The organism is Streptacidiphilus cavernicola, from assembly GCF_042510955.1.
In the GTDB taxonomy this organism is placed as follows: Bacteria; Actinomycetota; Actinomycetes; order Streptomycetales; family Streptomycetaceae; genus Streptacidiphilus; species Streptacidiphilus cavernicola.
Genome location: NZ_JBHFAB010000021.1, coordinates 76,531 through 102,119 on the forward strand (window position 1 = coordinate 76,531; position 25,589 = coordinate 102,119).

A 25,589-nucleotide genomic window follows, 5' to 3' on the forward strand; every position below is an offset into this window, starting at 1 on the left:
CATCAGCCTACGGCGGGCGGACCGGCGGCCTCCGCGCGGGCCCGGACCATCGGCAGCAGCACCTGGTCCACCAGCTCGACCACCTCTGCCTCGGCCGGCGGCCCGTGCACCTTGGCCCGATACATCATCAGCGCCGGGATGACATCGATGACCAGCGGGTTGTTGGCGTCCGCCCGAACCTCGCCGCGGAGCGCCCCGCGCGCCAGCACGTCCCGCAGCAGCGACTTGCTCGGCGCGATCACCCGTTGGTGCATCAACCCCATGAAGGGTTCCGCTCGTTCGTGGTCGAGTTCGCCCATGATCACCCGCCCGGCGCAGCCCGGCAGCGAGATCATCGCGGCCCTGCTCCTGGTGACGAGTTCGAGCAGGTCGCCGCGGAGGCCGCCGGTGTCCGGAGCCGGTCCCGGCTCGGGCAGGGTGGCCCGCAGGGTGTCCAGGACCAGTTCCTCCTTGGAGGGCCAGCGGCGGTAGATCGCGGCCTTTCCGGTACGCGCGCCCACCGCGACCGCCTCCATGCTCAGCCGGGCGTAGCCGACGGCCACCAGCTCGTCCAAAGTGGCCTGGAAGATGGCCTGTTCCAGCACCTTGCCGCGGCGGCGCGGGCCGCTCGGCCCGGCTGTGTCACCACTGGTCACGGCCGACAACGGCAACACCCCCTGGCGACTTTTAGTGAACGGTTGCGTTCACAATACCCGCGGTACTACCGTCGATTCTAGTGAACGCGCCCGTTCACTCCTAGTCCGCAGGGGGACCGTGTGGCTCTGCCCGTAGCTCTCAGGAAGTCCGACCCACCGCAGGCGCGCCGGGGGCAGCACCCCAACATCGCCCTGACCGTCATCGCCGCCACCCAGCTGATGGTCATCCTCGACGCCACCATCGTGAACATCGCGCTGCCGCACATCGCAAGCGCGCTGAAGCTCTCGACCACCAACCTGTCCTGGGTGATCAACGCCTACACCCTCACCTTCGGCGGCCTGCTGCTGCTCGGCGGACGGATCGGCGACATCCTCGGCCGCCGCGGCACCCTGATCACCGGCGTGCTGCTGTTCAGCCTGGCCTCGCTGCTCGGCGGCCTGGCCACCGCGCCGTGGATGCTGCTCTCCGCCCGAGCGCTGCAGGGCATGGGCGGCGCCATCGCCTCGCCCACCGCGCTCGCGCTGATCACCACCAACTTCGCCGAGGGCCCGGCCCGCAACCGGGCCTTCGGCGTCTTCTCCGCCGTCGCCGGGGCGGGCGGCGCGATCGGCCTGCTGGCCGGCGGGATGCTCACCTCCTGGCTCTCCTGGCGCTGGGTGCTGTTCGTCAACGTGCCGATCGGCATCGCCATCGCCCTGCTCGCGCCGCTCTACATCAACGACTCCGAGCGCCGCCCCGGCCGCTTCGACATCCCCGGCGCGCTCACCTCGACGGTGGGCATGGTCTCGCTGGTGTACGGCTTCATCCGAGCCTCCGAGGACGGCTGGGGCGACCCCTGGACGCTGGGCGCGTTCGGCCTGGCCGTGGTGCTGCTGGCCTCGTTCCTGATGATCGAGTCGCGGACGGCGGAGCCGATCACCCCGCTGCGGATGTTCCGCGACCGCAACCGGGCCGGCAGCTACGGCATCATGCTCTGCCTGGCCGCGGCGATGTTCAGCATCTTCTTCTTCGTCACCCTGTTCGTGCAGGACGTGCTCGGCTACAGCCCGCTCCGGGCCGGCGTCTCCTTCCTGCCGATCAGCTTCGCGATCGTGATCGCGGCCCAGATCGCCGCCAGGCTGCAGGTCAGGTTTGGCGCCAAGCCGTTCCTGGTCCTGGGAACGCTGCTGGTCACCACCGGGATCTCCTGGTTCACCCAGATCAGCACCGGCAGCAGCTACCTCACCGGTGTGCTCGGCCCGACCGTGCTGTTCGGCCTGGGCATGGGCTGCATCTTCGTGCCGGTGATGCTGACCGCCGTGTCCGGGGTCGCCCCCCGGGAGACCGGCGCGGCCACCGGGCTGCTGAACACCATGCAGCAGGTCGGCGGCTCGCTCGGGCTGTCCATCCTGGTCACCGTGTTCGGCACGGCCAGCAGGAACGAGGGCAGCAAGCAGGCAGCCGCGTTCCTGGCCTCGCACCCCTCACCGCAGCAGTTGGCGCTGTTCCAGCACACCCACCAGCTGCCCAAGCCGTACGCCGACCAGGTGCTGGCCCACAGCATCTCCACCGCCTTCGAGATGGGCCTGGTCTTCGCGGTGCTGGCGGTGGTGATCGCGGTGTTCGTGATGAAGCCCAAGCCGCCGCGGGACGCGCCCGGCGGCGGACTGCGGGAGGTCCCGCCGGTCGCCGCCTGACCCCGGCCGGGTGCGGAACCGCGGGCCGCGCACCGCACCCGACCGGGCGTCAGCTCCGCCCGATCAGCTCCGCTCGATCAACCGGGGCTCGCCGCCCTCGCTCCAGGCGTGGATGTCCAGGTGGTCGCCGGCCGGGCGGACCAGCGAGAGGCCGGTGACCTCCACCCGGAACACGTCGCAGCCCTCCGGCTCGAACCCGGTGGCCGCGCTCAGCGCCTCCAGGTACTCCTGCCGGACGCCCTCCGCGGTGACCTCCACCGCGCGGCCCGAGATCTTCGCGTCGCCGTCCTTGACGTCCTTGTCCTCGGTCGCGCTGTGCAGCGCGAGCCGGGGGTCGCGGCGCAGGTCAGCGCCCTTGAGCGAGTCGGGCATCATGCCCAGCCACAGCTCGCCCAGCGCGAACAGCGGCTCGATCCCGCTGATCCGCGGCGCGCCGTCGCGCCGCAGCGTGGCCATCAGGCCCATCCCGTGCGCCTCGAACCGCCCCCGTACAGCGGCGGCGAGTTCGGGCGCGGCTTCCTCGGTCTCGCTCCAGGTACCCATGCGCCCATCGTCGCGCGAGGGTCTGACAATCGCCGCCGCTCGACAACCCTTCAGCAGGACTGAACGATCCGGTGCAGCACAAATCACTAGTGCTACCAGGTTTCCGCGGGCAGGCTGAAAGGGACCCATCCCCCCGCGAACGGACCCGCAGATGCCCGCTCCCTTCGGCCGCGTCGCCGCCGCCCTGGTCACCCCGTTCCACCCGGACGGCAGCCTGGACCCCGAGGGGGCGCAGGCGCTGGCCGTCCACCTGGTCGACCGCGGCTGCGACGGACTGGTCGTCAGCGGCACCACCGGCGAGGCGTCGACCACCGGCGACGCCGAGAAGGAGACCCTGCTGCGGGCCGTCCTGGAGGCCGTCGGCGACCGCGCCGCGGTCACCGCGGGCATCGGCAGCAACGACACCCGGCACACCCTGGAACTCGCCCGCACCGCCGAACGGGCCGGCGCGCACGGCCTGCTCGCGGTCACCCCCTACTACAGCCGGCCCACCCAGGAGGGCGTCCGGCGGCACTTCGGCGCCCTCGCCGACGGCACCGGACTGCCCGTCATGCTCTACGACATCCCCGGCCGGACCGGCACCGCGCTGGCCCGCGACACCGTGCTCCGGCTCGCCGAGCACCCGCGGATCGCCGCGGTCAAGGACGCCGCGTACGACCTCGCCGCCAGCGCCCGGCTGATCGCGTCCTCCGGCCTGGCCTACTACTCCGGCGCCGACGAGCTCAACCTCCCGCTGTACGCGCTCGGCGCCGTCGGCGCGGTCAGCACCGTCGCCAACGCGGCCCCCGAGGCGGTCGGCGCGGTCCTCGACGCCCACCGGCGCGGCGACACCGCCGGGGCGACCGCGCTCAACGCCCGGCTGCTCCCGCTGGTCGAGGCGATGACCACGCTCGCCCCCGGCACCGTCACCGCCAAGGCGCTGCTGCGCCATCTGGGGCTTCCGGCCGGACCGGTCCGGCTGCCGCTGCTGGACGCCGACCGGGCCCTGACGGACGCCCTGGTCCGCGGCTACCTCGCCGCGACCGCCGAACCCGCCGCGGCAGGGTAGCCGCGGGCCGAGCGGTCAAGTCCAGCGGTCAGATCCAGCGGTCGAACGGCCGGTCGAGCGAGTAGCGGTCGTCCGGGCCGAGCACCAGGCTGCGCCACTCGCCGTTGTCCGGGTTGGACAGCGCCTCGAACTCCTCGACCGACCAGTGGAACCAGCGCATGCAGAACAGCCGCATCATCAGGCCGTGCGTCACCAGCAGCACGTTCGGCGGGTAGTCGGGCCGCTCGAAGTTCCGGTGCAGGGTCTCGAAGAACGCACCCACCCGGTCGTAGACGTCGGCGCCGGACTCACCCTGGGTGAACCGGTAGAAGAACTGCCCGTAGGCGTCCCTGGCCTTGCGCTGCCGCCGGATGTCCTCGACGTCCTGGAGGTTCCCCCAGTCCTGCTCGCGCAGCCGGGGCTCCTCCATCACCCGGGTCCGCACCGGGTTCATCCCCAGCAGCGCGTAGGTCTGCCGGTTCCGCAGGTACGGCGAGACGTACGCCTGCACCGGCTGCTCGCCGAACAGCCCGCGCAGTTCCTCCCCGACGGCCCGCGACTGGGCGCGCCCCCGCTCGGTCAGCTCCAGGGCGTGGTCGGGCACCCGCTCGTAGATCGTCTCATCGACGTTCCCCTGCGACTCCCCGTGCCTGACCAGCACAATGCGTCTCGGTCGTGCCATACCGAACACCCTAGCCGGGCGGCGGCCCCGACGGCGGAGGGGGACCCGGGCAGTCCCGGATCCCCCTCCGCCCCGTCAGGCCCTCAGGCCGGCGGCGTCAGCTGCAGCCGCTGGTGGAGCCGCAGCCCTCGCAGAGGTAGCAGCTGCCGGCGCGGCGCATCTTGGTGCCGCAGGAGAAGCAGAGCGGGGCGTCGGAGTTGATGCCCTGCTGGAGCTCCAGCAGCTCGGTGGAGTTGTGCACCACCGGGGTGGGCAGCGGCTGGACCGCGGCCGGGGCCGGGGCGGCCGGGACCGCCTGCGGGCGGGTGTTGGCCAGCGGGGCCGACTGGGACAGGCCCTCGACGTCCGCGTCCACGTCGTCCGAGGCCTCGTAGGAGCCGGTCTCCAGGTGGCGCTGGCGCTCCTCGACCGAGTGGATGCCCAGGGCCGAACGGGTCTCGAACGGCAGGAAGTCCAAGGCCAGACGGCGGAAGATGTAGTCGACGATCGACTGCGCCATCCGCACGTCCGGGTCGTCGGTCAGACCGGCCGGCTCGAAGCGCATGTTGGTGAACTTGGAGACGTAGGTCTCCAGCGGCACCCCGTACTGCATGCCGACCGAGACCGCGATGGAGAAGGCGTCCATCATGCCCGCGAGGGTCGAGCCCTGCTTGGACATCTTCAGGAAGACCTCGCCGAGGCCGTCGTCCGGGTAGGAGTTCGCGGTCATGTAGCCCTCGGCGCCGCCCACCGTGAACGAGGTGGTAATGCCGGGACGGCCCTTGGGGAGGCGCTTGCGGACCGGGCGGTACTCGATCACCGGCTTCCCGACCGCGGCCGGGGCGGCCGACGCGGACGCCTTGGCCTCGGCCTTGCCGTCGTTCTTGCTCTTCGCCGACAGCGGCTGGCCGACCTTGCAGTTGTCGCGGTAGATCGCCAGCGCCTTGACGCCGAGCTTCCAGGCCTGGAAGTAGATCTCCTCGATCTCCTCGACCGAGGCGCTCTCCGGCATGTTGACGGTCTTGGAGATGGCGCCGGAGATCCACGGCTGGATCGCCGCCATCATCCGGACGTGGCCCATCGCCGAGATGACCCGCTCGCCCATGGCGCAGTCGAAGATCGGGTAGTGCTCGTTCCGCAGGCCCGGCGCGTCCACCACGTTGCCGTGGTCGGCGATGTGGGCGACCACGGCCTCGATCTGCTCCGGCTGGTAGCCGAGGCGGCGCAGCGCCCGCGGCACGGTGCCGTTGACGATCTGCATCGAGCCGCCGCCGACCAGCTTCTTGAACTTGACCAGGGCGAGGTCCGGCTCGACGCCGGTGGTGTCGCAGTCCATCATCAGGCCGATGGTGCCGGTCGGTGCGAGCACGCTGGCCTGGGCGTTGCGGAAACCGTGCTTCGCGCCGAGCCGGAGCACGTCCTGCCAGGTCTCGGTGGCCGCGGCCCAGATCGGGTTGTCCAGGTCGTCGCCGCGCGGGGCGGTGGCGTTGGCGTCGGCGTGCTGGCGCATCACCCGCTGGTGCGGCTCGGCGTTGCGGGCGTAGCCCTCGTACGGGCCGACGATCCCGGCCAGCTCGGCGCCGCGCTTGTAGGCGGTGCCCGTCATCAGCGAGGTGATCGCGCCGGCCAGGGCCCGGCCGCCGTCGGAGTCGTAGGCGTGGCCGGTCGCCATCAGCAGCGCGCCGAGGTTGGCGTAGCCGATGCCGAGCTGGCGGTAGGCGCGGGTGGTGTCGCCGATCTTCTCGGTCGGGAAGTCGGCGAAGCAGATGGAGATGTCCATCGCGGTGATGACCAGCTCGACCGTCTTGGCGAAGGTGACCGCGTCGAAGGTGTCGTCGTCGCGGAGGAACTTCATCAGGTTCAGCGAGGCCAGGTTGCAGCTGGAGTTGTCCAGGTGCATGTACTCGGAGCAGGGGTTGGACGCGTTGATCCGGCCGGACTCCGGGCAGGTGTGCCACTGGTTGATGATCGTGTCGTACTGGATGCCGGGGTCGGCGCAGGCCCAGGCGGCCTCGGCCATCTTCCGGAACAGGCCCTTGGCGTCGACGGTCTCGATCACCTCGCCGGTGATCCGGGCCCGCAGCCCGAACTCGGTGCCGTTCTCCACGGCCGTCATGAACTCGTCGTTGACCCGGACCGAGTTGTTGGCGTTCTGGTACTGGACCGAGGTGATGTCGTCGCCGCCGAGGTCCATGTCGAAGCCCGCGTCGCGCAGCGCGCGGATCTTCTCCTCCTCCTTCACCTTGGTCTCGATGAAGGCCTCGACGTCGGGGTGGTCCACGTCCAGGACGACCATCTTGGCCGCGCGGCGGGTGGCCCCGCCGGACTTGATCGTTCCGGCCGAGGCATCCGCGCCGCGCATGAAGGAGACCGGGCCGGAGGCGTTGCCGCCGGAGGTCAGCAGTTCCTTGGAGGAGCGGATCCGGGAGAGGTTCAGGCCGGCTCCCGAGCCGCCCTTGAAGATCATCCCCTCTTCCTTGTACCAGTCCAGGATCGAGTCCATGGAGTCGTCCACGGAGAGGATGAAACAGGCGCTGACCTGCTGCGGCTGGGTGGTGCCCACGTTGAACCAGACCGGCGAGTTGAAGCTGAACACCTGGTGCAGCAGGGCGTGGGTCAGCTCGTGCTCGAACACCTCGGCGTCGGCCGGGGAGGCGAAGTAACCGTTCTTCTCACCCGCGGCGCGGTAGGTGAGGACGACCCGGTCGATGATCTGCTTCAGGCTCCACTCGCGCTGCGGGGTGCCCAGCGCGCCGCGGAAGTACTTGCTGGTCACGATGTTGGTGGAGTTGACCGACCAGAAGTCGGGGAACTCCACGCCGCGCTGCTCGAAGTTGACCGAGCCGTCGCGCCAGTTGGTCATGACGACGTCGCGGCGCTCCCAGCTGACCTCGTCGTAGGGGTGCACGCCCGGGGTGGTGAAGACGCGCTCGACACGCAGGCCGGCGCCCGCCTTCGAACCGGTGGGCTTGCCGCCCTTGGCCGCACCGCCCTTGGCCGAGCGGGTCCCGCTGCTGGTGTCCGTCATTGCCGCCTCCTCCTGGGCATAACGCCCTGGGCGCCCCGCTGCTTCCGGGGTCGTCCCTCGTGTCCGCAATTCGATTCGGCGCAGGACGGAGCGCCCGAGGGAGTCCGGCCTGTGCTGCCGTGAAGCTGGTGAACGTGAAACTGGTGAGAAAAGTCCTGATGTGCCGGCTAGGGCGACACGGGGGCGGGGGCAGGCAGCTCGACGCCCTCCGCCGCAGGAGGGCGGTCCACGCGGAGTTCCGCGATGGCGTCCTCGAAGTCCTCGAGCGATTCGTAGGCGCGGTAGACCGAGGCAAACCTCAGGTAGGCCACCACGTCCAGGTCCTTCAGCGGGCCGAGTATGGCCAGGCCCACGTCATGGGTGGAGAGTTCGGCGGCACCGGTGGCCCGCACGCACTCCTCGACCCGCTGGCCCAGCACGGCGAGGGCGTCCTCGCCCACCGGCCGGCCCTGGCAGGCCTTGCGCACCCCGCTGATCACCTTGTCGCGACTGAACGGCTCGGTGACCCCGCTGCGCTTGACCACCATCAGTGCGGCGGTCTCCACCGTGGTGAAGCGGCGGTTGCAGTCCGGGCACTGCCGGCGGCGGCGGATCGAGGTGCCGTCGTCGGTGGTGCGGGAGTCCACGACCCGGCTGTCGGGGTGCCTGCAGAAGGGGCAGTGCATGGTCGGGTTCCCTCCTGTCGTCGGCGCCCGCAGTGCGGTCGCGGAGCTGTCCCCCGCGGTTTCCGGGGGCCTTGAGTCTAGGCGATGCCTCGTGATCGTTTCCACGGGGCACCACAACCTGTGGCGCTCGAGAGAGATTCAACCACTAGATCTGGGGTGCCTGACAAGCTCCTCCCCCTGCGTGTCGTAGTCCCCGACTCACGCCCCGCGATCACCGCAGGTCAGCGCGGAGGGTGCCGGGACGACCTCGCCCGGATGGCCGAGCAGGCTCCCGCGCAACGCGGACGCGACCCGGATCGGACCTTCGGCACGTCGCCGGACGGGTTTCATGAGAGGGTGTTGATCGAACAAACGATCGCATCCAGGATCGTGCCGTACACCTGAAACCTTGATCACGGCAGGCGTTCGGTGATTAATTCACTCGAACGTGTGTTTGGCGCAACCTTTCGATCGCTCACACCGTTGGCCTATTCAAGGGAGAACGTCCGTCGAGAGGGGCCGCCGTGACCACCGCAGAAAGTAGCACCGTCCCGGTGCAGGAAAGCTCCCAGCACTCCAGCACTCCGCACCGTATTCAGCCACGTCGCCAGGACGGGTTCGGCAACAGCGCCTCGGGGCTCGTCCCCGGGCAGGCGTCCGGCCCCTCCGCTCCGCACTCCTCGGGACACTCCTTGGACGCTCCACAGAACACCGCCGAGGGCGACAACGCCGTCGGCGAGAACCCCCACCGCTCCGCCCCCGGACGCCCGCCGGGAATCCGCACCGACGAGGCCGGGCTGACCGAACGGCAGCGCCGGGTCATCGAGGTGATCCGGGATTCCGTGCAGCGTCGCGGATATCCGCCGAGCATGCGCGAGATCGGCCAGTCGGTCGGCCTCTCCAGCACCTCCTCGGTGGCACACCAGCTGATGGCGCTGGAGCGCAAGGGGTTCCTCCGCCGCGACCCGCACCGTCCGCGCGCCTACGAGGTGCGCGGAATGGACGTGGTCCGCCCGGTCCCGGAGAGCACCGCGGGCCGCCCGGCGACCTCCTACGTCCCGCTGATCGGGCGGATCGCGGCCGGCGGTCCGATCCTGGCCGAACAGTCGGTGGAGGACGTCTTCCCGCTGCCCCGGCAACTGGTCGGCGACGGCGAACTGTTCGTGCTCAAAGTCAGCGGCGACTCGATGATCGAGGCCGCCATCATGGACGGCGACTGGGTCACCGTCCGCCGCCAGCCGGTCGCGGAGAACGGCGACATCGTCGCCGCCATGATCGACGGCGAGGCCACGGTGAAGCGGCTCCGCCGCGACGACGGCCACATCTGGCTGATGCCGCACAACGCCGCCTACGAGCCCATCCCCGGCGACAGCGCGACGATCCTCGGCAAGGTCGTGGCAGTGCTCCGGCGGCTCTAGCCCTCGACGCCGGATCCGACCGCGGCCGCCTGCTCCCCCGCTGGGGAACGGCGGCCGCGGGGCTGTCAGCGGGCCTTCACCGGACGCGGCGGCACGGCGGCGGCGTCGATCGCGGCCAGCGAGCGGCGGACCTGGTTGCGGTCCGTGGTGTACCAGAAGTCCGGCATCGAGGACCGGAAGAAGCTGCCGTAGCGGGCCGTGGCCAGCCGCGAGTCCAGCACCGCGACCACGCCGCGGTCGTCGGCGGCCCGGATCAGCCGGCCCGCGCCCTGCGCCATCAGCAGCGCGGCATGGGTCGCGGCGACCGCCATGAAGCCGTTGCCGCCGTGCTCCTCCACCGCCTTCTGACGGGCGCTCATCAGCGGGTCGTCCGGCCGCGGGAACGGGATCCGGTCCATCACCACCAGCTGGCAGGCCGAACCCGGCACGTCCACTCCCTGCCACAGCGACAGGGTGCCGAACAGGCAGCTCTCGGTGGAGGCGGAGAAGTTCCGGATCAACTCGCCGAGCGTGTCCTCGCCCTGGAGCAGGATCTCCCCCGGCACCCGCTCGCGCAGCGCCTCGGCGGCGGCCTGCGCGGCCCGCATCGAGGAGAACAGGCCGAGGGTGCGCCCGCCCGCCGCCTGGATCAGCTCGGCCAGCTCGTCCAGCATCGCCGGACGGTCCGGCTCCCGTCCGGGCGGCGGGAGGTGCCGGGCGACGTAGAGGATGCCCTGCCTCGGGTAGTCGAACGGCGAGCCGACGTCCATCGCCCGCCAGGCCGGGGTGGCCGCGTCCAGTGGCTCGCCCACGTCGTCCTTGCCCGCGTTCCTGCCCGCGTTCCTGGACCCGGACGGGTCGGCGGCGGCGGCGCGGTCGTCCGGCAGCCGACCCTCCGGGCCGAGGCCGAGCGACAGGCCCACGCCGTTGAAGTCGCCGCCGAGCTTGAGCGTGGCCGAGGTGAGCACGACCGAGCGCTCCCGGTAGAGGTTCTCCCGCAGCAGCCCGGCGACGCTCAGCGGAGCCACCCGAAGGGATGACGTCCCGGCGCCGAAGCGGTCGTTGTTCTCGATCCAGAGCACGTCGTACTCGGAGCCGGCCAGCATCCGGTCGGTGGTGTCGTGGATGTGCTCGACCGAGGCCAGCGCCTGCTTGCGGACGGCGTCCTCGTCGCTCAGCGACTTGTCCCTGACCTCGCCGATCGAGGTGATCACCGCACGGCAGGCCTCGCGGATCGCCGCGACCGCGTAGGAGATGTTCTCCGGCAGCTCCTCCACCCGGCCGGGCTGGGCGATCTCCATCAGGCCGTGGAAGTTCTCGGCCGCGGCCTGCAGCGAGTCCACCGCCTTCTCGTTGGCGAGCTTGGCCGCGCGCTTCACCGCGCGGTGGACCGCGCCGGTGGTCAGCTCGGCGGTGGCGATGCCGGTGATCCGGGAGACCAGCTCATGCGCCTCGTCCACGATCAGCAGCTCGTGCTCGGGCAGCACCGGCACGCTCTCCAGCGCGTCGATGGCCAGCAGCGCGTGGTTGGTGACCACCACGTCGGCGAGCTTGGCCCGTTCCCTGGCGGCCTCGGCGAAGCACTCGCCCCCGTACGGGCAGCGGGTCGCGCCCAGGCACTCCCGGGAGCTGACCGACAGCTGCGCCCAGGCCCGGTCGGAGACGCCGGGCGACATGTCGTCCCGGTCGCCGGTCTCGGTCTCGTCGGCCCAGTCGCGCAGCCGGACGATGTCCTGGCCGAGCTTGCTGCTGGGGCCGCCGAGCACCTCCGCCGGGTCGAACAGGCCCTCGCCCTCGTCGCTCGGCGCGCCCTCGTGCACCCGGTGCAGGCAGAGGTAGTTGCCCCGGCCCTTGAGCATCGCGAACTGCGGGCGGCGGCGCAGCAGCGGCTTCAGCGCGTCCACGGTGCGCGGCAGGTCGCGTTCCACCAGCTGCCGTTGCAGGGCGAGGGTGGCGGTGGCGACGACCACCCGGTCGCCGTGGGCCAGCGCGGGCACCAGGTATGCGAGGGACTTGCCGGTGCCGGTGCCGGCCTGGACCAGCAGGTGCTCATCGTGCTCGACAGCGGCGGCCACGGCCTCGGCCATGGCGACCTGCCCCGGCCGCTCCACCCCGCCGACGGCGGTGACGGCGGCGTGCAGCAGCTCCCCGATGCCGGGCTTTCCGGCCGCGCCGGACGGCACGGGCGACGGCACGGCCCCCGGGGTGGACGGGGTGGTCTCGATGGCGCCCTCGCCGGGCGTGGGAAGTTCAGTCATGGCTCGCCCAGCCTAGAGGTCGGCACCGACAACGCGGGTCTCAGCTCGGGGACTCGGCACCCGGCGCTCAGCCGGGAGTCGCCGTCGTGGTCAGGCCGCGCGGCGGCGGCACGGTCGCCGTCGGCGCCGCGCCGGGGGCGGTGGCGGATACGGTGGCGGTGGCAGGTGCGCCGAAGGTGGTCCAGGCGGTGCGGGCCGGAAGGCGGTGCACGGTGCGTCCGGCCACCGCGTTGAGGATCACCGCGGCCCGGTGCGCGCCCAGGCCGAGGTCCGGCGTGCCGACGCCGTGGGTGTGCAGCTCGGCGTTCTGGACGTAGAGGCCGCCGGTGACGTCCGGGCGCAGCCCGACCCGGTAGTCCAGATCGACCCGGTAGCGGCCCTGCCGGTCCCAGTCGACCAGGTCGGTGAAGGTGTCCAGCAGCGCGGGGCGGTGTGCGGCGTGCCCGGTGGCGAGCACCGCGGCGTCGGTCCGCAGCGGGTACTCGGCGCCGGACTCCCGGTGCCTGCAGTGCAGTTCGAGACCGCCGCCTCCGGGTCCGCGGCGGGCGGCGAGCACCTCGGTGCCGGGGAGGATCTCCACGTCGGGCGCGGCGCCGCCGAGGGTGCGGTCGTAGAGGGCGGCGTGGATGTCCGCCAGGGTGTCGGCGCCGGCCGCCTTGTAGAGCTGCCACTGCGAGGGCACCAGCCGGTCCCTGACCGGCTCGGGCAGGGTGTGGAAGTAGCGGGTGTAGTCCGGGGTGAAGTGCTCAAGGCCCAGCTTGGAGTACTCCATCGGGGCGATCGCCCGGGAGCGGGTGAGCCAGCGCAGCCGCGGCCCGGAGGCGTCGCCGCGGCGGCGCAGCAGGTCGAGGAAGACCTCGGCGCCGGACTGTCCCGAGCCGACCACGGTGATGTCGGCCGCGGCGTCCAGCCCGCGGCGCGCGCCGAGGTAGTCCTCGGCGTGGTGCACCGCGCCCGCCGCGTGCAGGTCGACGAAGGCCTCGGGGACGACCGGCGCGGTGCCGACGCCGAGCACCAGGTTGCGGGCCGGAACGGTCCTGCCGTCCCGGAGCACCACCCGGAACAGCTCGGCCCGGCCGTCCCAGCCGACGGCCCGGACCGGGCTGGCGAAGCGGCAGTTGGGGAGCCGCTCGGCGGCCCAGCGGCAGTAGTGCTCGTACTCGCGGCGGCTCAGGTGCGACTGCTCGGCGAAGTAGAACGGGAACAGCCGGTCGTGCTCGCGCAGATAGGCGAGGAAGGACCACGGGCTGGTCGGGTCCACCAGCGAGACCAGGTCCGCGAGGTACGGCACCTGCATGGTCGCGCCGTCCACCATCAGCCCGGGGTGCCAGCTGAACTCGGGCTTGGCGTCCAGGAAGAGGGTGCGCAGCTCGGGGACGGCGTCGGCGAGGGCGGCCAGCGAGAGGTTGAACGGGCCTAGCCCGATGCCGACCAGGTCGTAGGGCGTGGCGGGCGGGAGTTCGGAGGTGAGGTCCACGGCGGGAGTTGCCTTCGGCGTGAGGGAGCGGGGACGGGGACGGGGTTCGCGGGCGGGGCTTTGCTGACGCTTCGTCAGCGTGGTGGGCGTTCGTAGACCATGAGCGCGGCGCGTTTGGCCGGGAGGACGAGGTCGCGGGCGTGCCGGAAGCCGGCTCCGAGGAAGGCGCGGACCGAGGGGATGTTCCTGACGTCCGGCTCGGCCACCACCCGCCGGGCGGAGTGACGCTCCGTCAACAACTGGTCGGCGACTGCCCGGAGCAGCACCGGGCCGAGCCCCCGACCCCGGCACTCGGGCGGCCCGAGCAGCAGGTGCAGGCCGGTGTCGTGGGGCAGCGCCGGGTAGTGCCAGGAGAGCGGGTCCAGGTCGGCCCGGTAGACCTCCCAGTAGCTCATCGGGGTCTCGTCGAGCAGGCCGAGACAGGGCACGCTGCGGCCGTCGCCGTCCAACTGCTCCGCGATGTGGTGCTCGGTCAGCTCGGCCGGGCCGGCCAGCTCCCAGAAGGCGGCGACCACGGGGTCGTTCATCCAGGAGACGACCAGGGCCAGGTCACGGGGCAGCCGCACCGGTTGCAGCCGGAACCGGCCGACCCGGGTGTCGGTCGCGCCCCAGCGGCCGACCCCGTCCAGGAGTTCGGCCGCCGGGATGCGGCGCGGCGCGCGGGGCCGCGGCGGCGCGGCGGCCGGGGCCGGTGACGGGGTCGGAGCCGCGGACCCGGCGGGGGGCGGCTCGCCGTGGTGCTGCGGGGGGACGGTGCCGGGGTGGACACCGGCGTGTGCGCCCGGCCGGGCGTGGTCGTCGGGGCCGGCCCCCGGTCGGGGACCGGGCCTGAGGTGGGGCAGCAGCCCGGATCCCGGACGCGGGCCGGGGCGGGGCACGGGCCCCGGCTGCGGACCCGCTCCGAACAGGGGGTTCGGCTGGCGGGTCACCGGGCGGCCCCGGCCGTCCGGGCAGCGGGCGGGACGGGGAGCCCGGCGATCGGGTTGGCGACGGTGACGTAGACCGACTGGGTCTCGACCGGGCCGACCAGCTCATCCAGCCCGCGCAGCCGGGTGAGCAGGTTGGCCTTGCAGCGCAGGGTCGCGGAGTCCAGCAGCAGGGCGGGCAGGGTGGAACCGGTGTCCGCCGCAGCGCGGCCGGACAGGAACCGGCGCAGCGCCGCGAGCAGGACCCGCTCGTCGGCGAGCCGCTGCGAGCCGAACGCCCCGATCAGCCCCAGCAGGTGGTTGACGCCGAGGTAGTAGGCGAAGCGCTCGTCGGCCACCGCGTCGGGGACGAAGGTGTCGCTGTCCTTGCCGATGCCGCGCAGCCGGGCGTCCAGCGCGGCGGCGGCGGAGTCGCGGAAGTAGTAGCCCTGGTTGTCGCGGTAGCGGCCCCCGGCGGGCCAGCCGTCGGCGTCCAGCAGGACCAGGCTGTTCTGCTGGTGCGCCTCCAGCGCGATGCCCGCCTGCCCGTCCAGCCACAGCAGCGGCAGCGCCACTGCGTCCAGGTAGCGCAGGAACCACTCGGTGGCCACGGTCGCGCCGGGGCGTCCGGTGCGGGCGGCGAGGGTGTGCAGCAGGTCGCCGAGGCGCGAGCGGGCGGGCGCTCCGCTCCGCGTGGACGGGCGTTCGGCGACCAGCCCGGCCACGCAGGAGACCCGGTCGGCGGGGCCGAACGGACTCTGCCGGATCACGGTGTCCAGGCCGTTGGCGGTCGCGCCGTCGCCGCTGTCGCCGGGGAGGTCGACGCCGATCCAGGCGGGGTCGCGGACGATGTCGAAGCGGGGGTGCGCCGCCTGCCACTCCCGGCCCAGCCCCGCGGCCAGCAGCCGGTGCACCTCCACGCCGCGGTGCAGCTCCTTGCGGAGGTTCTCCCGACGGGAGTTGGTGATCTTCAAGCCGAGCGAGAGCTTCAGCATGAACGGGACCCCTGGCCGGTGCACCGTGCGCACCGAGGAGGTCGGGTACCAGGGCGCCCCGGAACTGCCGAGGTCGTGCAGGACGCCCGCGTCCAGGAGTCGGACGATGTCCGGACGGTGCGTCAGTTCCCGTGCCTGCCAGGGGTGTAACGGCAGGGCGACAGTGCCCGGCGGCAGCGCGGGGCCGTCGTCGCCGCGCAGCGCCGCGGTGATCGCGGCGGCGTCCTGGGGCAGGGCCGAGTCGGTGGCGGCGAGTGCGGCGTCGACGGCGAACCAGTGCAGCGGGTGGGCTCCGCGCAGTTCGGGCGAGTAGGCGGCGGTCTCGGCCTCGCCGAGGCCCTCGCGACTCTTCGGGGTGGGGTGGCAGGGGTGGCCGAGCAGCAGGGCCTGTTCGGCGTCGAGGAAGGGGCTGGTGCCGACCGGCGGTTCGGGTGCGGCGCGGTGCTCGGCGACGAAGCGCGCGGTGCGGCGGACCGAGTCGACCACGCGCCCGGCCAGGTCCGCGACGTGGCGGGGGGCGGCCGCGGGGCCGGGGCCCGCGCCCCGGGCCAGCAGAGCGGCGACGGTGACGGCGTCCACCGGGTGGCCGCCGGTGTCCGCGGCCATGCCGACCGGGGTGCCGCCGACCGGGGTGCCCGGGGTGGTGCCTGCGGGGTTGCCGCCCGGGTTCGTGTCCGCGACCAGGGAGGCGCGGCCGAAGCGGTGCCAGCCGCAGGGCGACCAGTAGCGGACCGGGACATGGAGCAGCAGCCCGTCGCCGAGGGCGACCCTGAGCACGCCGCCGGAGGGCTCGACCACCCCGGTCTCACGCACCCAGCAGCGCAGCAGGCTCTCGGTCGCGGCGCAGTCGGCGGCGACGGCGGGGTCGGGGTGCAGCAGCGGATCGCCCTCCGGGAGGCCCGGAACGCCCTGAGGCCCGGCGCCGGGGTTCGCGGGGGCGGGGCGCGGGGAGTCGGGGTGCAGGGAGCCGGCGTGCACGGAATCGGGGTCGGCGCTCTGCGCGGGGAGCCCGCCGGTGGCAGCAGTGCTCACAAGTTCGTCTCCTGATCTTCTTGTTCTGCTTCTGCTTCTGCGTCGCGTTCGGCGCGGACGCCCGCGGCGAGGACCAGCCCGAGCAGCCGGTCCAGATCCGCCGTGGTGGTGTGCGGATTGAGCAGGGTGAGCTTCAGCCGCACCGACCCGGGCCCGGTTCCGAGCGCGGTCCGGCCGATCACGGCCCGTCCCTGCGCCAGCAGCCGTCGGCGCAGGGCGGCGTTGACCCGGTCCGGGTCGGCCCGCGCCGGGAGGTAGCGGAAGAGCACGGTGGTGAGCACCGGCTCCGCGGCCAGCTCCAGCGAGGGCAGCGCCGCGATCCGCGCGGCGGCCTCCCGGGCGAGGTCGTGGCAGCGGTCGACCAGCGCGCCGAGGCCGTCCCGGCCCAGTGTGCGCAGGGTGACCGCGATCTTGAAGGCGTCGGCCCTGCGGGTGGTCCGCAGCGAGCGGCCGAGCAGCGAGGTGTATCCGGCGTCCTCGTCGTCCTCCGGATTGAGGTAGGCGACGCGTTGCTCCAGCGGGGCCAGCAGGGACGCGTCGCGGGCCAGCAGGACGCCTGCCGCGATCGGCTGCCAGCCGAGCTTGTGCAGGTCCAGGCCGATGGTGTCGGCCTGGCCGAGCCCGTCGAGCAGCGGTGCCAGGCGCCGTGAGAACAGGACGCCCCCGCCGTAGGCGGCGTCGACGTGCAGGCGGACGTCGTGGCGTCGGGCGACGGCCGCGACCGAGCGCAGCGGGTCGATCGCACCGAGGTCGGTGGTCCCGGCGGTGGCGACGACGCAGAGCGGGGTGCGCCCGGCGGTACGGGCGTCGGCGAGGGCCCAGTCGAGCAGCCGCGGGTCCATGGCTCCGTCGGGTCCGGTGTCCACCGGGACGACTGCGTCGGCGCCGAGGCCGAGGATCGCGGCGGCGCGGGCGACGGAGAAGTGCGCGGCGGCCGAGCAGTGGATGGTGGGGCGGGTGTGCGCGGGATACGCGGGGTGCGGGACGGCTGCGGCGTTGGTGCTGCCGGTCGTGGTGGACGGGGCGTCGCGGGCCAGCAGCAGGCCCATCAGGTTGGACTCGGTGCCGCCGGTAGTGAGGACGCCCGCGGCGGACTCGGGCCGGTCGAAGCCGACCAGCCCGGCCAGGACCCGCAGCACGGCGAGTTCCACCGAGGTGCTGCCGGGGGCCTGGTCCCAGGAGTCCAGCGAGGCGTTCAGTGCGGACGCCGCGAGGTCCGCGGCGGTGGCCACGGCGAGCGGCGGCACGTGCAGGTGCGCGGCGCAGGACGGATCGGCGGGGTCGGCGGCGGAGACCGCGAGGGCCTCGGTGAGCAGGCGCAGGGCTTGCGGGTCGCCGGTGTCGGGGAGGAGGGCGCGGGGCGCGAGCAGCGGGGCCAGGTTCCACGCCACGGCGTCGGGACCGCCTGCGGGCAGCGGCCCGCCACGGCGGACGGCCCCGTCCCGCAGCGCGGCCAGCACCACGTCGAGCAGCGGCTCCAGGGCGTCCGCACCGGCGATCCCACCCGCCAGGGCCGCCCCTGCGGGGAGCGGCCGTACATTGATTGACGGTCCGTCAGCGTAGGGGGCGATGCCGTCGTGACGTTCCGACGGGCCGCGGCCACGGCGTTCCGACGGAACGTCAGCCGACCGCGCCGGTAACGCCTGCGGATCCGCCCCGACGGAAGTGCTTTGGCCCGTGCCCCCTGCAGGCGGTTCGGCCGCCCCGGCGTCCAAGGGCCGCGGAGCGTGCCCGGACGGCCCTTCGCCGGTCGGGGCTTCGCCAGACGGCCCCTCGCCGGTCGGGGCTTCGCCAGACGGCTCGACCACAGGCAGCTGCGCTCCTCCGGCCGTTACAACGCCGCCGGACGCAGGGCGCGGCTCCGGCGCTGCCGCGGCGGTCGTGGGCGGCGGGGTGTCGTGTTCGGGGCGCCCCGCCGGGGGCGTCGGCGGCTTCGGAGCGTTCATCGGGGGGTGTCCTGGCGGGGGATGTCCCGACGGGAGGCGCCCTCGCGGGGGGCCGCAACCGCCGGTCGGGCTGCCGCCGGACGGGCCACCGCCGCCGGACGGGCCGCCTCTCCCGGGCGGCCTGCCGCGGACGCCGCGTGGATGGCCTCGCCCAGGCGGTCGAGGACGGTTTCGGCCTCCTCGTCGGTCATGGTGAGCGGGGGCAGCAGTCGGAGCACCGCGCTCCGGCGTCCGCCGAGTTCGATGATCAGGCCGCGTCGCAACGCCTCCTCCCGGATCGCCGCGGCCAGCGCCGGTGCGGCCGGGCGCGCGCCCAGCGGGTCGGGGTCGGCCTGCGGGTCCACGATCTCGACGCCGATCATCAGGCCGCGACCGCGCACATCCCCCATCACCGGCAGCAGGCACCGCAGCGCCCGCAGGCGAGTGAGCATTCGCTCACCGAGCTGTGCCGCACGTTCGGCCAAGCCCTCCTCACGGACGAACCGCAGGGTCGCGCCGCCCGCCGCCATCGCCAGCTGGTTGCCGCGGAAGGTCCCGGCGTGCGCCCCCGGCTCCCAGACGTCCAGCTCGCCCCGGTAGACGATCGCCGCCAGCGGCAGGCTTCCGCCGACGGCCTTGGAGACCACCATCACGTCCGGGACGATCCCGGAGTGCTGGACCGCCCAGAACGCCCCGGTCCTGCCGACGCCGGTCTGCACCTCGTCCACGATCAGCGGGACCCCGTGCGCGCTGCTGATCCGGCGCATCTCGCGGAGCCACTCGTCCGGGGCCGGGATGACGCCGCCCTCCCCCTGCACCGCCTCGACGATCATCCCCGCGGCCGGTTCCACCCCGCCCTTGGGGTCGTCCAGCAGCGAGGCGGTCCAGCGGGCGGCGATCCGCGCACCCTGCGGGCCGCCGACCCCGAACGGGCAGCGGTAGTCGTACGGGTACGGCAGCCGCACCGGCTCCCGCGCCGTCCCGCCGAGGCCCGCCCTGGCGTCCACGTCGCCGCCCGCCGCCAGCGCCCCGGCGGTCATCCCGTGGTACCCGCCGGTGAAGGCGAGCAGCCCGCCGCGGCCGGTGGCGGTGCGGACCAGCTTCAACGCGGCCTCGACCGCGTCCGTGCCGGCCGGGCCGCAGAACTGGATCCGGGCGTCCCTGGCGAACTCCTCGGGCAGCGAGGCGAACAGCTCGGTGGTGAAGGCGTCCTTCACCGGCGTGGCCAGGTCCAGGATGTGCAGCGGGGCTCCGGAGTCCAGCAGTCCGCGGACCGCCTGGAGCACCACCGGGTGGTTGTGGCCCAGCGCCAGCGTCCCCGCGCCGGACAGGCAGTCCAGGTAGCGGCGCCCGTCCGCCCCCTCCACGGTCATCCCCCGGGCCCGCACCGGGACGATCGGCAGCGAGCGGGCGTAGGTGCGGGCCGCGGACTCACGGGCGGCCTGACGGCCGAGGATCGCCTCGGCGTCGTCGACGGCTCCGGTGGCGGACGGCAGGACGGTCAGCGACACGGCCTCGGCTCCTCCTGGCTGGTCAGGGGCTGCTCCGGCGGCAGGGGCCCGGCGTCACCCGATCGGGCAACGCGGCTCCGGCAGCTGGAGGCGCACCCCCGTGGGTGACGTCCCTTTGGTCTAACGAGAGCGCACCCCCTCAGGTACCGCACACCGCGAAAACCGCCGGGCGGCCGTTCCTGACCAGCAGGAACGGCCGCCCTTGGCAGAACAGGCCGGTACCGGGACCGGCGCCGGGGATCAGACCGGCTGCACCACCGGGACGACCCGGCGCAGCTCCGCCGCCAGCTCCGGCAGGACCAGCGCCCTGAGCAGCGTGCCGTCGCCGGTGTGCTCCTCGGACAGCAGCTCGCCGTCCTGGTGCACCCGGGAGACCAGGTCGCCCCTGGTGTACGGGACCAGCACGTTCACCTCGACCGCGGGATGCGGCAGCTCCTCCTCGATCAGTCGGAGCAGCTCCTCGATGCCCTGGCCGGTACGGGCCGAGACCGCGATCGCGTGCGGCTCGCGCCGCAGCAGCCGGGCCAGCACCTCGGGGTCGGCCGCGTCCGCCTTGTTGACCACCACGATCTCGCGCACGTTCTGCGCGTCGACCTCGACGATCACCTCGCGGACGGCGGCCAGCTGGGCCTCCGGCTCGGGGTGCGCGCCGTCGACCACGTGCAGGATCAGGTCGGCGTCGGCGACCTCCTCCATGGTCGAGCGGAACGCCTCGACCAGATGGTGCGGCAGGTGCCGGACGAATCCGACCGTGTCGGCCAGGGTGTAGACCCGGCCGCCGGGGGTCTCCGCGCGCCGGACCGTCGGGTCCAGGGTGGCGAAGAGGGAGTTCTCGACCAGCACGCCCGCCCCGGTGAGGCGGTTGAGCAGCGAGGACTTCCCGGCGTTGGTGTAGCCGGCGATGGCCACCGAGGGCACCTGGTTGCGGCGCCGCTCCTGCCGCTTGGTGTCGCGGCCCTTCTTCATGTCGGCGATCTCCCTGCGGAGCTTCGCCATCTTCTCGCGGATCCGGCGGCGGTCCGTCTCGATCTTGGTCTCACCGGGGCCGCGGGTGGCCATACCGCCACCGCCGCCGGCCGAGGAGCCGCCACCGCCACCCATCTGCCGGGACAGCGACGCGCCCCAGCCGCGCAGCCGCGGCAGCATGTACTGCATCTGCGCCAGCGAGACCTGCGCCTTGCCCTCACGGGACTTGGCGTGCTGGGCGAAGATGTCCAGGATCAGGGCGGTCCGGTCGACCACCTTGACCTTGACCACGTCCTCCAGGTGGATCAGCTGGCCTGGGCTCAGCTCGCCGTCGCAGACCACGGTGTCGGCGCCGGTCGCCTCGACGATGTCGCGCAGCTCCCTGGCCTTGCCGGAGCCGATGTAGGTGGCCGGGTCCGGGCGGTCGCGGCGCTGGATCACGCCGTCGAGCACCTCGGAGCCCGCGGTCTCGGCGAGGGCGGCCAGCTCCGCGAGGGAGTTCTCGGCCTCCTCCACCGTGCCGTCGGTCCAGACCCCGACCAGGACCACCCGCTCCAGGCGGAGCTGGCGGTACTCGACCTCGGTGACGTCCTGGAGCTCGGTGGAGAGCCCGGTCACCCTGCGCAGCGAGGCGCGGTCGCTGCGGTCGTACTGGTCGCCGTCGTAGTCGTTGCTGCGGTATCCGCCGCCGAGGCCCTCGTCGATTCCCGCGAGGTCCTCGTCCATCAGTGCGTCCGCGCGGCGGGTGCCGCGATCCTGCTGCGCGGAGGCGTCGCGGGCTTCGTACGTGGAGGTCATTGCATCCTTAGGGCAGGAGATCAGGGGCTGGGGACGGGACACCCGTCCCCATGTCGGAGAACGCCGCAGCGGTGCTGTGGATTCCCGACGATGGTCGCACGCCCTCTCCCGAACGGTCATCCGGGTTTTCCACGGCGCCGGCCTCCGCGGCCTCGGCCCCCTCCGCCGCCGCGGGCACCGCCCGGTAGACGTCGTACACCCCCGGCACCCGGAGCATTGCCTTCATCAGCCCCGGCAGCAGCGCCGGGTCGGGCAGCTCGACCGTGTAGCGGTGCCGCACCCGCAGTTCCTCCGGCGGTTCGACGGTGGCCGAGAAGATGTCCACGCCCACCGCCGACATTGCCGCGGTGAGGTCGGCCAGCAGCCCGGGGCGGCCCAGCGAGTCGGCCTGGACGGTGACCATGTAGCCGCCGGGCTCGGCGTCCCCGGCCCAGCTGACCCGGACCGCGGACCTGCCCCCGCCGACCATGCCGGTCCCGGTCGGGCAGCCCAGCCGGTGCACCGCCACCCCGCCCTTCACCGCGAGGCCGAGCAGCTCGTCCGGCGGCACCGGGGTGCAGCAGCGGGCCAGCCGTACCGCGGCGTCCGGCAGGCCCTCGGCGATGACGGCCGCCCGCTCGCGGCCCGGGGTCTCCGGCGGGGCGGGCAGTATCGACGGGTCGAGCACCGGACGGTCGGCGACCGGCTGCGGCAGCGCCGCGGCCGAGGCGACCACGGCGTCGGCCGCCGCGGACCCGTCCCGCGGATGGTCGGCGAGCCAGCGCTCGATGGCGATCCTGGCCGCGGCCGTCCTGGCGTGCTCCAGCCACTCGGGGGCCGGGCCGCCCTGCTCCTCCGCCTCGGTCAGCACGTCCACCACGTCGCCGTCCTTGAGCCGGGTGGAGAGAGCGGCGAGCCTGCCGCCGAGCCGGACCCCGATACATCGGTGGCCGACGTCCTCGCCCAGCGCGTAGGCGGCGTCGACGCAGCTGGAGCCGACCGGCAGCTGCAGCGTCCGGCCGTCCTCGGTGACCACGGTCAGCTCGCCGTCGCCGGAGAGGTCGGCGGTGAGGGCCGACCAGAAGCTGTCGGAGTCCGGGGTCTCCCGCTGCCACTCCAGCAGCCGGGAGAGCCAGCCGGGCCGGGCCGGGTCGGTGCGGTCCAGCTCGTCCCTGGCCGGGCCGCCGCTCTCGTCGGCGCGGGCGGCCGGGCTCTCCAGCGCGACCACCCCGAACTCGGCGACCCGGTGCATCGAGGCGGTCCGCACCAGCACCTCGACCACCCCGGCCGGATCGGTGCTGACGGCGGTGTGCAGCGACTGGTAGAGGTTGAACTTGGGGGCGGCCACGAAGTCCTTGAACTCCCCCGGCAGCGGCGACCAGCAGGTGTGCAGCTCACCGAGCACGGCGTAGCAGTCGGCGTTCTCCTCGACCACCACCAGCAGCCGGGCGAAGTCGGTGGGCGCCAGCTCGGCCCGGTGCATCCGGGTGCGGCGCAGCGAGACGCAGTGCCGCGGACGGACCGTCACCTCGGCCTGGATCCTGGCCTCGCGCAGCTGCCGCCGGAGCGCCCCGGCGAAGTCGGCGAGCGGGTCCTCGCCCGCGGCCTGGGCCGCCTCCCTGGCGGTGATCAGGGCGCGGGTCTCGGCGTACTCGTCCGGGTGGAGGGTGGCGAAGACGATGTCCTCCAGCTCGGTCTTGACGACCTGGATGCCGAGCCGCTCGGCCAGCGGGATCAGCACGTCCCTGGTGACCTTGGCGATCCGGACCTGGCTGGCCGGCTTCATGTGCCGGATGGTGCGCATGTTGTGCAGCCGGTCGGCGAGCTTGATCACCATCACCCGGACGTCCTCGCCGGTGGCGAGCAGCATCTTCCGGAAGGTCTCGGCCTCGGCCGCGGCGCCGAAGTCGACCTTCTCCAGCTTGGTCACGCCGTCGACCAGGTAGGCGACCTCGGAGCCGAAGCCCTCGCGGACCTGATCCAGCGTCACCGCGGTGTCCTCGACCGTGTCGTGGAGCAGGGAGGCGACCAGGGTCGTGGTCTCCGCGCCGAGTTGGGCCAGGATCATGGTGACGGCGAGCGGATGGGTGATGTAGGGCTCGCCGCTCTTGCGGGTCTGGCCCCGGTGCGAGGCCTCGGCGACCTGGTAGGCGCGGTCGAGCAGGGGCAGGTCGGCCCGCGGGTGGTGGCTGCGGTGCACGCGGACCACCGGCTCCAGCGCGTCGGCGAACTGCGGCTTGCCGCCTGCGAACAGCGCGGCGAACCCGGCGCGGCCCAGCCCGGAGCGGGCCCGCGCGCGTCGCAGCCCGGCGGCCGACACCTCGGCCGGTGTCGGCGCTGGTTTGCGGCCCACCAGGGGGACGGCGGGGAGATCACTGGCATTGACGTTCATGCGCACCTCCGGCAGCGATCACCGGAGTGGTGGAGCACCCCGATGGTCCATGCTAGCGATTGCAACACGCTCGGCGAGGCCGTGTGTTCCCAACGTCACCTTGATCACCCGATCGGGGGATTTGAACCGGCACTGAACTGGCAATGCTCTGGGGTTGGGCTCCTGGTCCGGCCCGGCCGCCGTTACCGCGCGAGTCCGGCGCCAGTGCCGGTCCAGTCCTGCCGCCCGCCGAGCCAGCTGGCGTCGAGCACGCCCTCGGCCAGGACGACGGCAGGCCCGGTCATCCGCACCGCGCCGTCCACCTGCTCGGTGACGACCAGTCGGCCGCCCGGCAGGTCCACCGTGTAGGTCACCGGCTGCCCGGTCAGCGCCGGGTCCACGCCGTCCCTGCGGGCGGCGGCGACCGCCACCGCGCAGGCGCCGGTCCCGCAGGAGCGGGTCTCGCCCGAGCCGCGCTCGTGCACCCGCATGGCCAGGTGGCGCGGCCCGCGGTCGACCACGAACTCGACGTTCACGCCGGTCGGGTAGGCGGTCGCCGGGGCCACGCCGGGCGCCGCGAACAGGTCGCCCGCGTGGTCCAGGTCGTCGACGAAGGCGACCGCGTGCGGGTTGCCCATATTGACGTGGGTGGCGGGCCACTGCCGCTCGCCCACGGTGACCAGCACGTCCGCCGGACCGGGCAGTCGGGCCCGGCCCATCTCCACGGTGACCCCGCTGGGCCCGTCCGGGCCGTCGGCGGCGACGTGCACCCCGAGCACCCCGGCCCGGGTGGCGACGGCCAGGTCGCCGCTCCCGGCCAGGCCGGCCAGCACCAGGTAGCGGGCGAAGACCCGGAGCCCGTTGCCGCACATCTCGGCGACGCTGCCGTCGGAGTTGCGGTAGTCCATGAACCACTCGGCCTCGGCCGCCATCGGCGCGGCCTCGGGGTGCGCGGCGGAGCGGACCACCCGCAGCAGCCCGTCGCCGCCGACCCCGGCCCTGCGGTCGCACAGCCGTGCCACCAGCGCGGGCGGGAGGTCGATCAGGCCGTCCGGGTCGGGGACGATCACGAAGTCGTTCTCGGTGCCGTGGCCCTTCAGGAAACGCAGGCCCTTCAAGATCTCGCTCACCCCGCCATGGTAGGGGGAGAAGCGATCCGGCGGCCCGGCCGCCCGGCTGCCGGACGGCTCAGCCGCTGATGTGGGCGACCCGCCACACGCCGAGCGCCAGCACCAGCGCGGTGAAGGCGGTGTAGCCGAGCAGCGCGCGCCAGCCGGCCCGGCGTCCCGACCCCTGCCGGGGCAGACCCGGCCAGGTGTAGCCGGCCCGGCGGGCGGCGATGGCGCCCCAGCCGGCCGAGGCGGCGGTGATCAGCAGGCCGAGCATCCCCACCAGCGAGCCCGCGTTGCCGGCCTCGAACGCCAGCGGGAACGCGAACATCAGCGAACCGAGGACGGCGAGCGCGGCGATGGGCAGGACCTGCCAGGACTTGAGCCGGCCCGCCGGGCGCAACTCCCGCTCCTGGAAGGTGCCGTCGCCACCGGTGTCGGCGGGCGGGAGCGGGGTCAGCGGAGTCAGGTCGGCGAACGGGAGCCCGCCGGTACCGAACGGGTCCTCGGGCAGCCGATGGGTCTCGGGGCCGGTATCCATCGACACACGGCCTCCCCTGGTAGCGGTTCCGGGCCTGGTCGGCTCGGGACTCAACTGGCTCTCTCGATGCTCGATGATGGCACGTACCCATCATCCGAAGCCGCTCCTCA

At 73.4% G+C, this 25,589-nt stretch carries 17 protein-coding genes and 1 pseudogene; 3 read left to right on the top strand and 15 right to left on the bottom strand.

What is annotated here, in order from left to right; all coding sequences use genetic code 11:
• Positions 1–2 precede the first annotated feature (2 nt).
• Positions 3–635 carry a TetR/AcrR family transcriptional regulator gene (locus tag ACEZDE_RS24985; RefSeq protein ID WP_380539982.1) on the bottom strand — a complete coding sequence of 211 codons (633 nt, stop codon included), beginning with the start codon at positions 633–635 and terminating at the stop codon, positions 3–5.
• Positions 636–854: 219 nt separating this feature from the next.
• On the opposite strand from ACEZDE_RS24985, the gene ACEZDE_RS24990 reads away from it, so the two are divergent.
• A complete protein-coding gene (locus ACEZDE_RS24990; protein ID WP_380540148.1) occupies positions 855–2,312 on the top strand; it encodes an MFS transporter in 1,458 nt (485 codons plus the stop codon).
• Positions 2,313–2,375: 63 nt separating this feature from the next.
• On the opposite strand, the gene ACEZDE_RS24995 is transcribed toward ACEZDE_RS24990, so the two are convergent.
• On the bottom strand, positions 2,376–2,855 hold the full coding sequence (locus tag ACEZDE_RS24995) for a pyridoxamine 5'-phosphate oxidase family protein (RefSeq protein ID WP_380539985.1): 480 nt from the start codon (positions 2,853–2,855) through the stop codon (positions 2,376–2,378).
• 151 nt (positions 2,856–3,006) lie between these two features.
• On the opposite strand from ACEZDE_RS24995, the gene dapA reads away from it, so the two are divergent.
• Positions 3,007–3,903 (top strand): 4-hydroxy-tetrahydrodipicolinate synthase, encoded by an 897-nt coding sequence (gene dapA / locus ACEZDE_RS25000; RefSeq protein ID WP_380539988.1) that lies wholly within the window; start codon positions 3,007–3,009, stop codon positions 3,901–3,903.
• 28 nt (positions 3,904–3,931) lie between these two features.
• Here dapA and ACEZDE_RS25005 read toward each other — a convergent pair whose 3' ends face one another.
• The 3 genes from ACEZDE_RS25005 to nrdR form a co-directional block, all read right to left on the bottom strand.
• Entirely contained in the window at positions 3,932–4,564 is a 633-nt protein-coding gene (locus ACEZDE_RS25005; RefSeq protein ID WP_380539991.1) for a histidine phosphatase family protein, read from the bottom strand.
• Positions 4,565–4,661: 97 nt separating this feature from the next.
• Positions 4,662–7,571 carry a vitamin B12-dependent ribonucleotide reductase gene (locus ACEZDE_RS25010; protein WP_380539994.1) on the bottom strand — a complete coding sequence of 970 codons (2,910 nt, stop codon included), beginning with the start codon at positions 7,569–7,571 and terminating at the stop codon, positions 4,662–4,664.
• 167 nt (positions 7,572–7,738) lie between these two features.
• On the bottom strand, positions 7,739–8,236 hold the full coding sequence (nrdR, locus tag ACEZDE_RS25015; RefSeq protein WP_380539997.1) for a transcriptional regulator NrdR: 498 nt from the start codon (positions 8,234–8,236) through the stop codon (positions 7,739–7,741).
• Between the two features lie 719 nt (positions 8,237–8,955).
• Between nrdR and lexA the strand changes: the two are divergent.
• A pseudogene (gene lexA / locus ACEZDE_RS25020) lies at positions 8,956–9,633 on the top strand (transcriptional repressor LexA); the annotation flags it as partial.
• Between the two features lie 65 nt (positions 9,634–9,698).
• On the opposite strand, the gene ACEZDE_RS25025 reads toward lexA, so the two are convergent.
• From ACEZDE_RS25025 to ACEZDE_RS25070, 10 genes are all read right to left on the bottom strand, one after another.
• Complete coding sequence (locus ACEZDE_RS25025; protein ID WP_380540000.1) at positions 9,699–11,870, bottom strand: ATP-dependent DNA helicase; 2,172 nt, start codon at positions 11,868–11,870, stop codon at positions 9,699–9,701.
• A 67-nt stretch (positions 11,871–11,937) separates the two neighbouring features.
• Positions 11,938–13,347, bottom strand: a complete 1,410-nt coding sequence (locus ACEZDE_RS25030; protein ID WP_380540003.1) for a lysine N(6)-hydroxylase/L-ornithine N(5)-oxygenase family protein — start codon at positions 13,345–13,347, stop codon at positions 11,938–11,940.
• 74 nt (positions 13,348–13,421) lie between these two features.
• On the bottom strand, positions 13,422–14,189 hold the full coding sequence (locus tag ACEZDE_RS25035; protein ID WP_449341713.1) for a GNAT family N-acetyltransferase: 768 nt from the start codon (positions 14,187–14,189) through the stop codon (positions 13,422–13,424).
• An 83-nt stretch (positions 14,190–14,272) separates the two neighbouring features.
• On the bottom strand, positions 14,273–16,279 hold the full coding sequence (locus ACEZDE_RS25040; RefSeq protein WP_380540009.1) for an IucA/IucC family protein: 2,007 nt from the start codon (positions 16,277–16,279) through the stop codon (positions 14,273–14,275).
• A complete protein-coding gene (locus tag ACEZDE_RS25045; protein WP_380540151.1) occupies positions 16,276–17,751 on the bottom strand; it encodes a pyridoxal phosphate-dependent decarboxylase family protein in 1,476 nt (491 codons plus the stop codon). The genes ACEZDE_RS25040 and ACEZDE_RS25045 overlap by 4 nt, the downstream gene beginning before the upstream one ends.
• A gap of 470 nt (positions 17,752–18,221) precedes the next feature.
• The gene (locus ACEZDE_RS25050) at positions 18,222–19,715 is read right to left on the bottom strand and encodes a diaminobutyrate--2-oxoglutarate transaminase family protein (RefSeq protein ID WP_380540012.1); all 1,494 of its coding nucleotides are present in this window, start codon (positions 19,713–19,715) and stop codon (positions 18,222–18,224) included.
• Positions 19,716–19,955: 240 nt separating this feature from the next.
• A complete protein-coding gene (gene hflX, locus ACEZDE_RS25055) occupies positions 19,956–21,479 on the bottom strand; it encodes a GTPase HflX (protein WP_380540015.1) in 1,524 nt (507 codons plus the stop codon).
• 7 nt (positions 21,480–21,486) lie between these two features.
• Positions 21,487–23,850: a RelA/SpoT family protein gene (locus ACEZDE_RS25060; RefSeq protein WP_380540018.1), complete on the bottom strand. Its 2,364-nt coding sequence runs from the start codon at positions 23,848–23,850 to the stop codon at positions 21,487–21,489.
• 182 nt (positions 23,851–24,032) lie between these two features.
• Positions 24,033–24,959, bottom strand: a complete 927-nt coding sequence (gene dapF, locus ACEZDE_RS25065) for a diaminopimelate epimerase (protein WP_380540022.1) — start codon at positions 24,957–24,959, stop codon at positions 24,033–24,035.
• 58 nt (positions 24,960–25,017) lie between these two features.
• On the bottom strand, positions 25,018–25,479 hold the full coding sequence (locus ACEZDE_RS25070; RefSeq protein ID WP_380540025.1) for a hypothetical protein: 462 nt from the start codon (positions 25,477–25,479) through the stop codon (positions 25,018–25,020).
• Positions 25,480–25,589 lie beyond the last annotated feature (110 nt).

Excerpts from the sequence above, each read along its gene's own strand:
- ACEZDE_RS25010 (WP_380539994.1), bottom strand. The coding sequence starts at position 7,571 with ATGACGGACACCAGCAGCGGGACCCGCTCGGCCAAGGGCGGTGCGGCC.
- nrdR (WP_380539997.1), bottom strand. The coding sequence starts at position 8,236 with ATGCACTGCCCCTTCTGCAGGCACCCCGACAGCCGGGTCGTGGACTCC.
- dapA (WP_380539988.1), top strand. The coding sequence starts at position 3,007 with ATGCCCGCTCCCTTCGGCCGCGTCGCCGCCGCCCTGGTCACCCCGTTC.
- ACEZDE_RS24990 (WP_380540148.1), top strand. The coding sequence starts at position 855 with ATGGTCATCCTCGACGCCACCATCGTGAACATCGCGCTGCCGCACATC.
- ACEZDE_RS25005 (WP_380539991.1), bottom strand. The coding sequence starts at position 4,564 with ATGGCACGACCGAGACGCATTGTGCTGGTCAGGCACGGGGAGTCGCAG.
- ACEZDE_RS25060 (WP_380540018.1), bottom strand. The coding sequence starts at position 23,850 with ATGAACGTCAATGCCAGTGATCTCCCCGCCGTCCCCCTGGTGGGCCGC.
- ACEZDE_RS25025 (WP_380540000.1), bottom strand. The coding sequence starts at position 11,870 with ATGACTGAACTTCCCACGCCCGGCGAGGGCGCCATCGAGACCACCCCG.
- ACEZDE_RS25070 (WP_380540025.1), bottom strand. The coding sequence starts at position 25,479 with ATGGATACCGGCCCCGAGACCCATCGGCTGCCCGAGGACCCGTTCGGT.
- hflX (WP_380540015.1), bottom strand. The coding sequence starts at position 21,479 with ATGACCTCCACGTACGAAGCCCGCGACGCCTCCGCGCAGCAGGATCGC.
- ACEZDE_RS24995 (WP_380539985.1), bottom strand. The coding sequence starts at position 2,855 with ATGGGTACCTGGAGCGAGACCGAGGAAGCCGCGCCCGAACTCGCCGCC.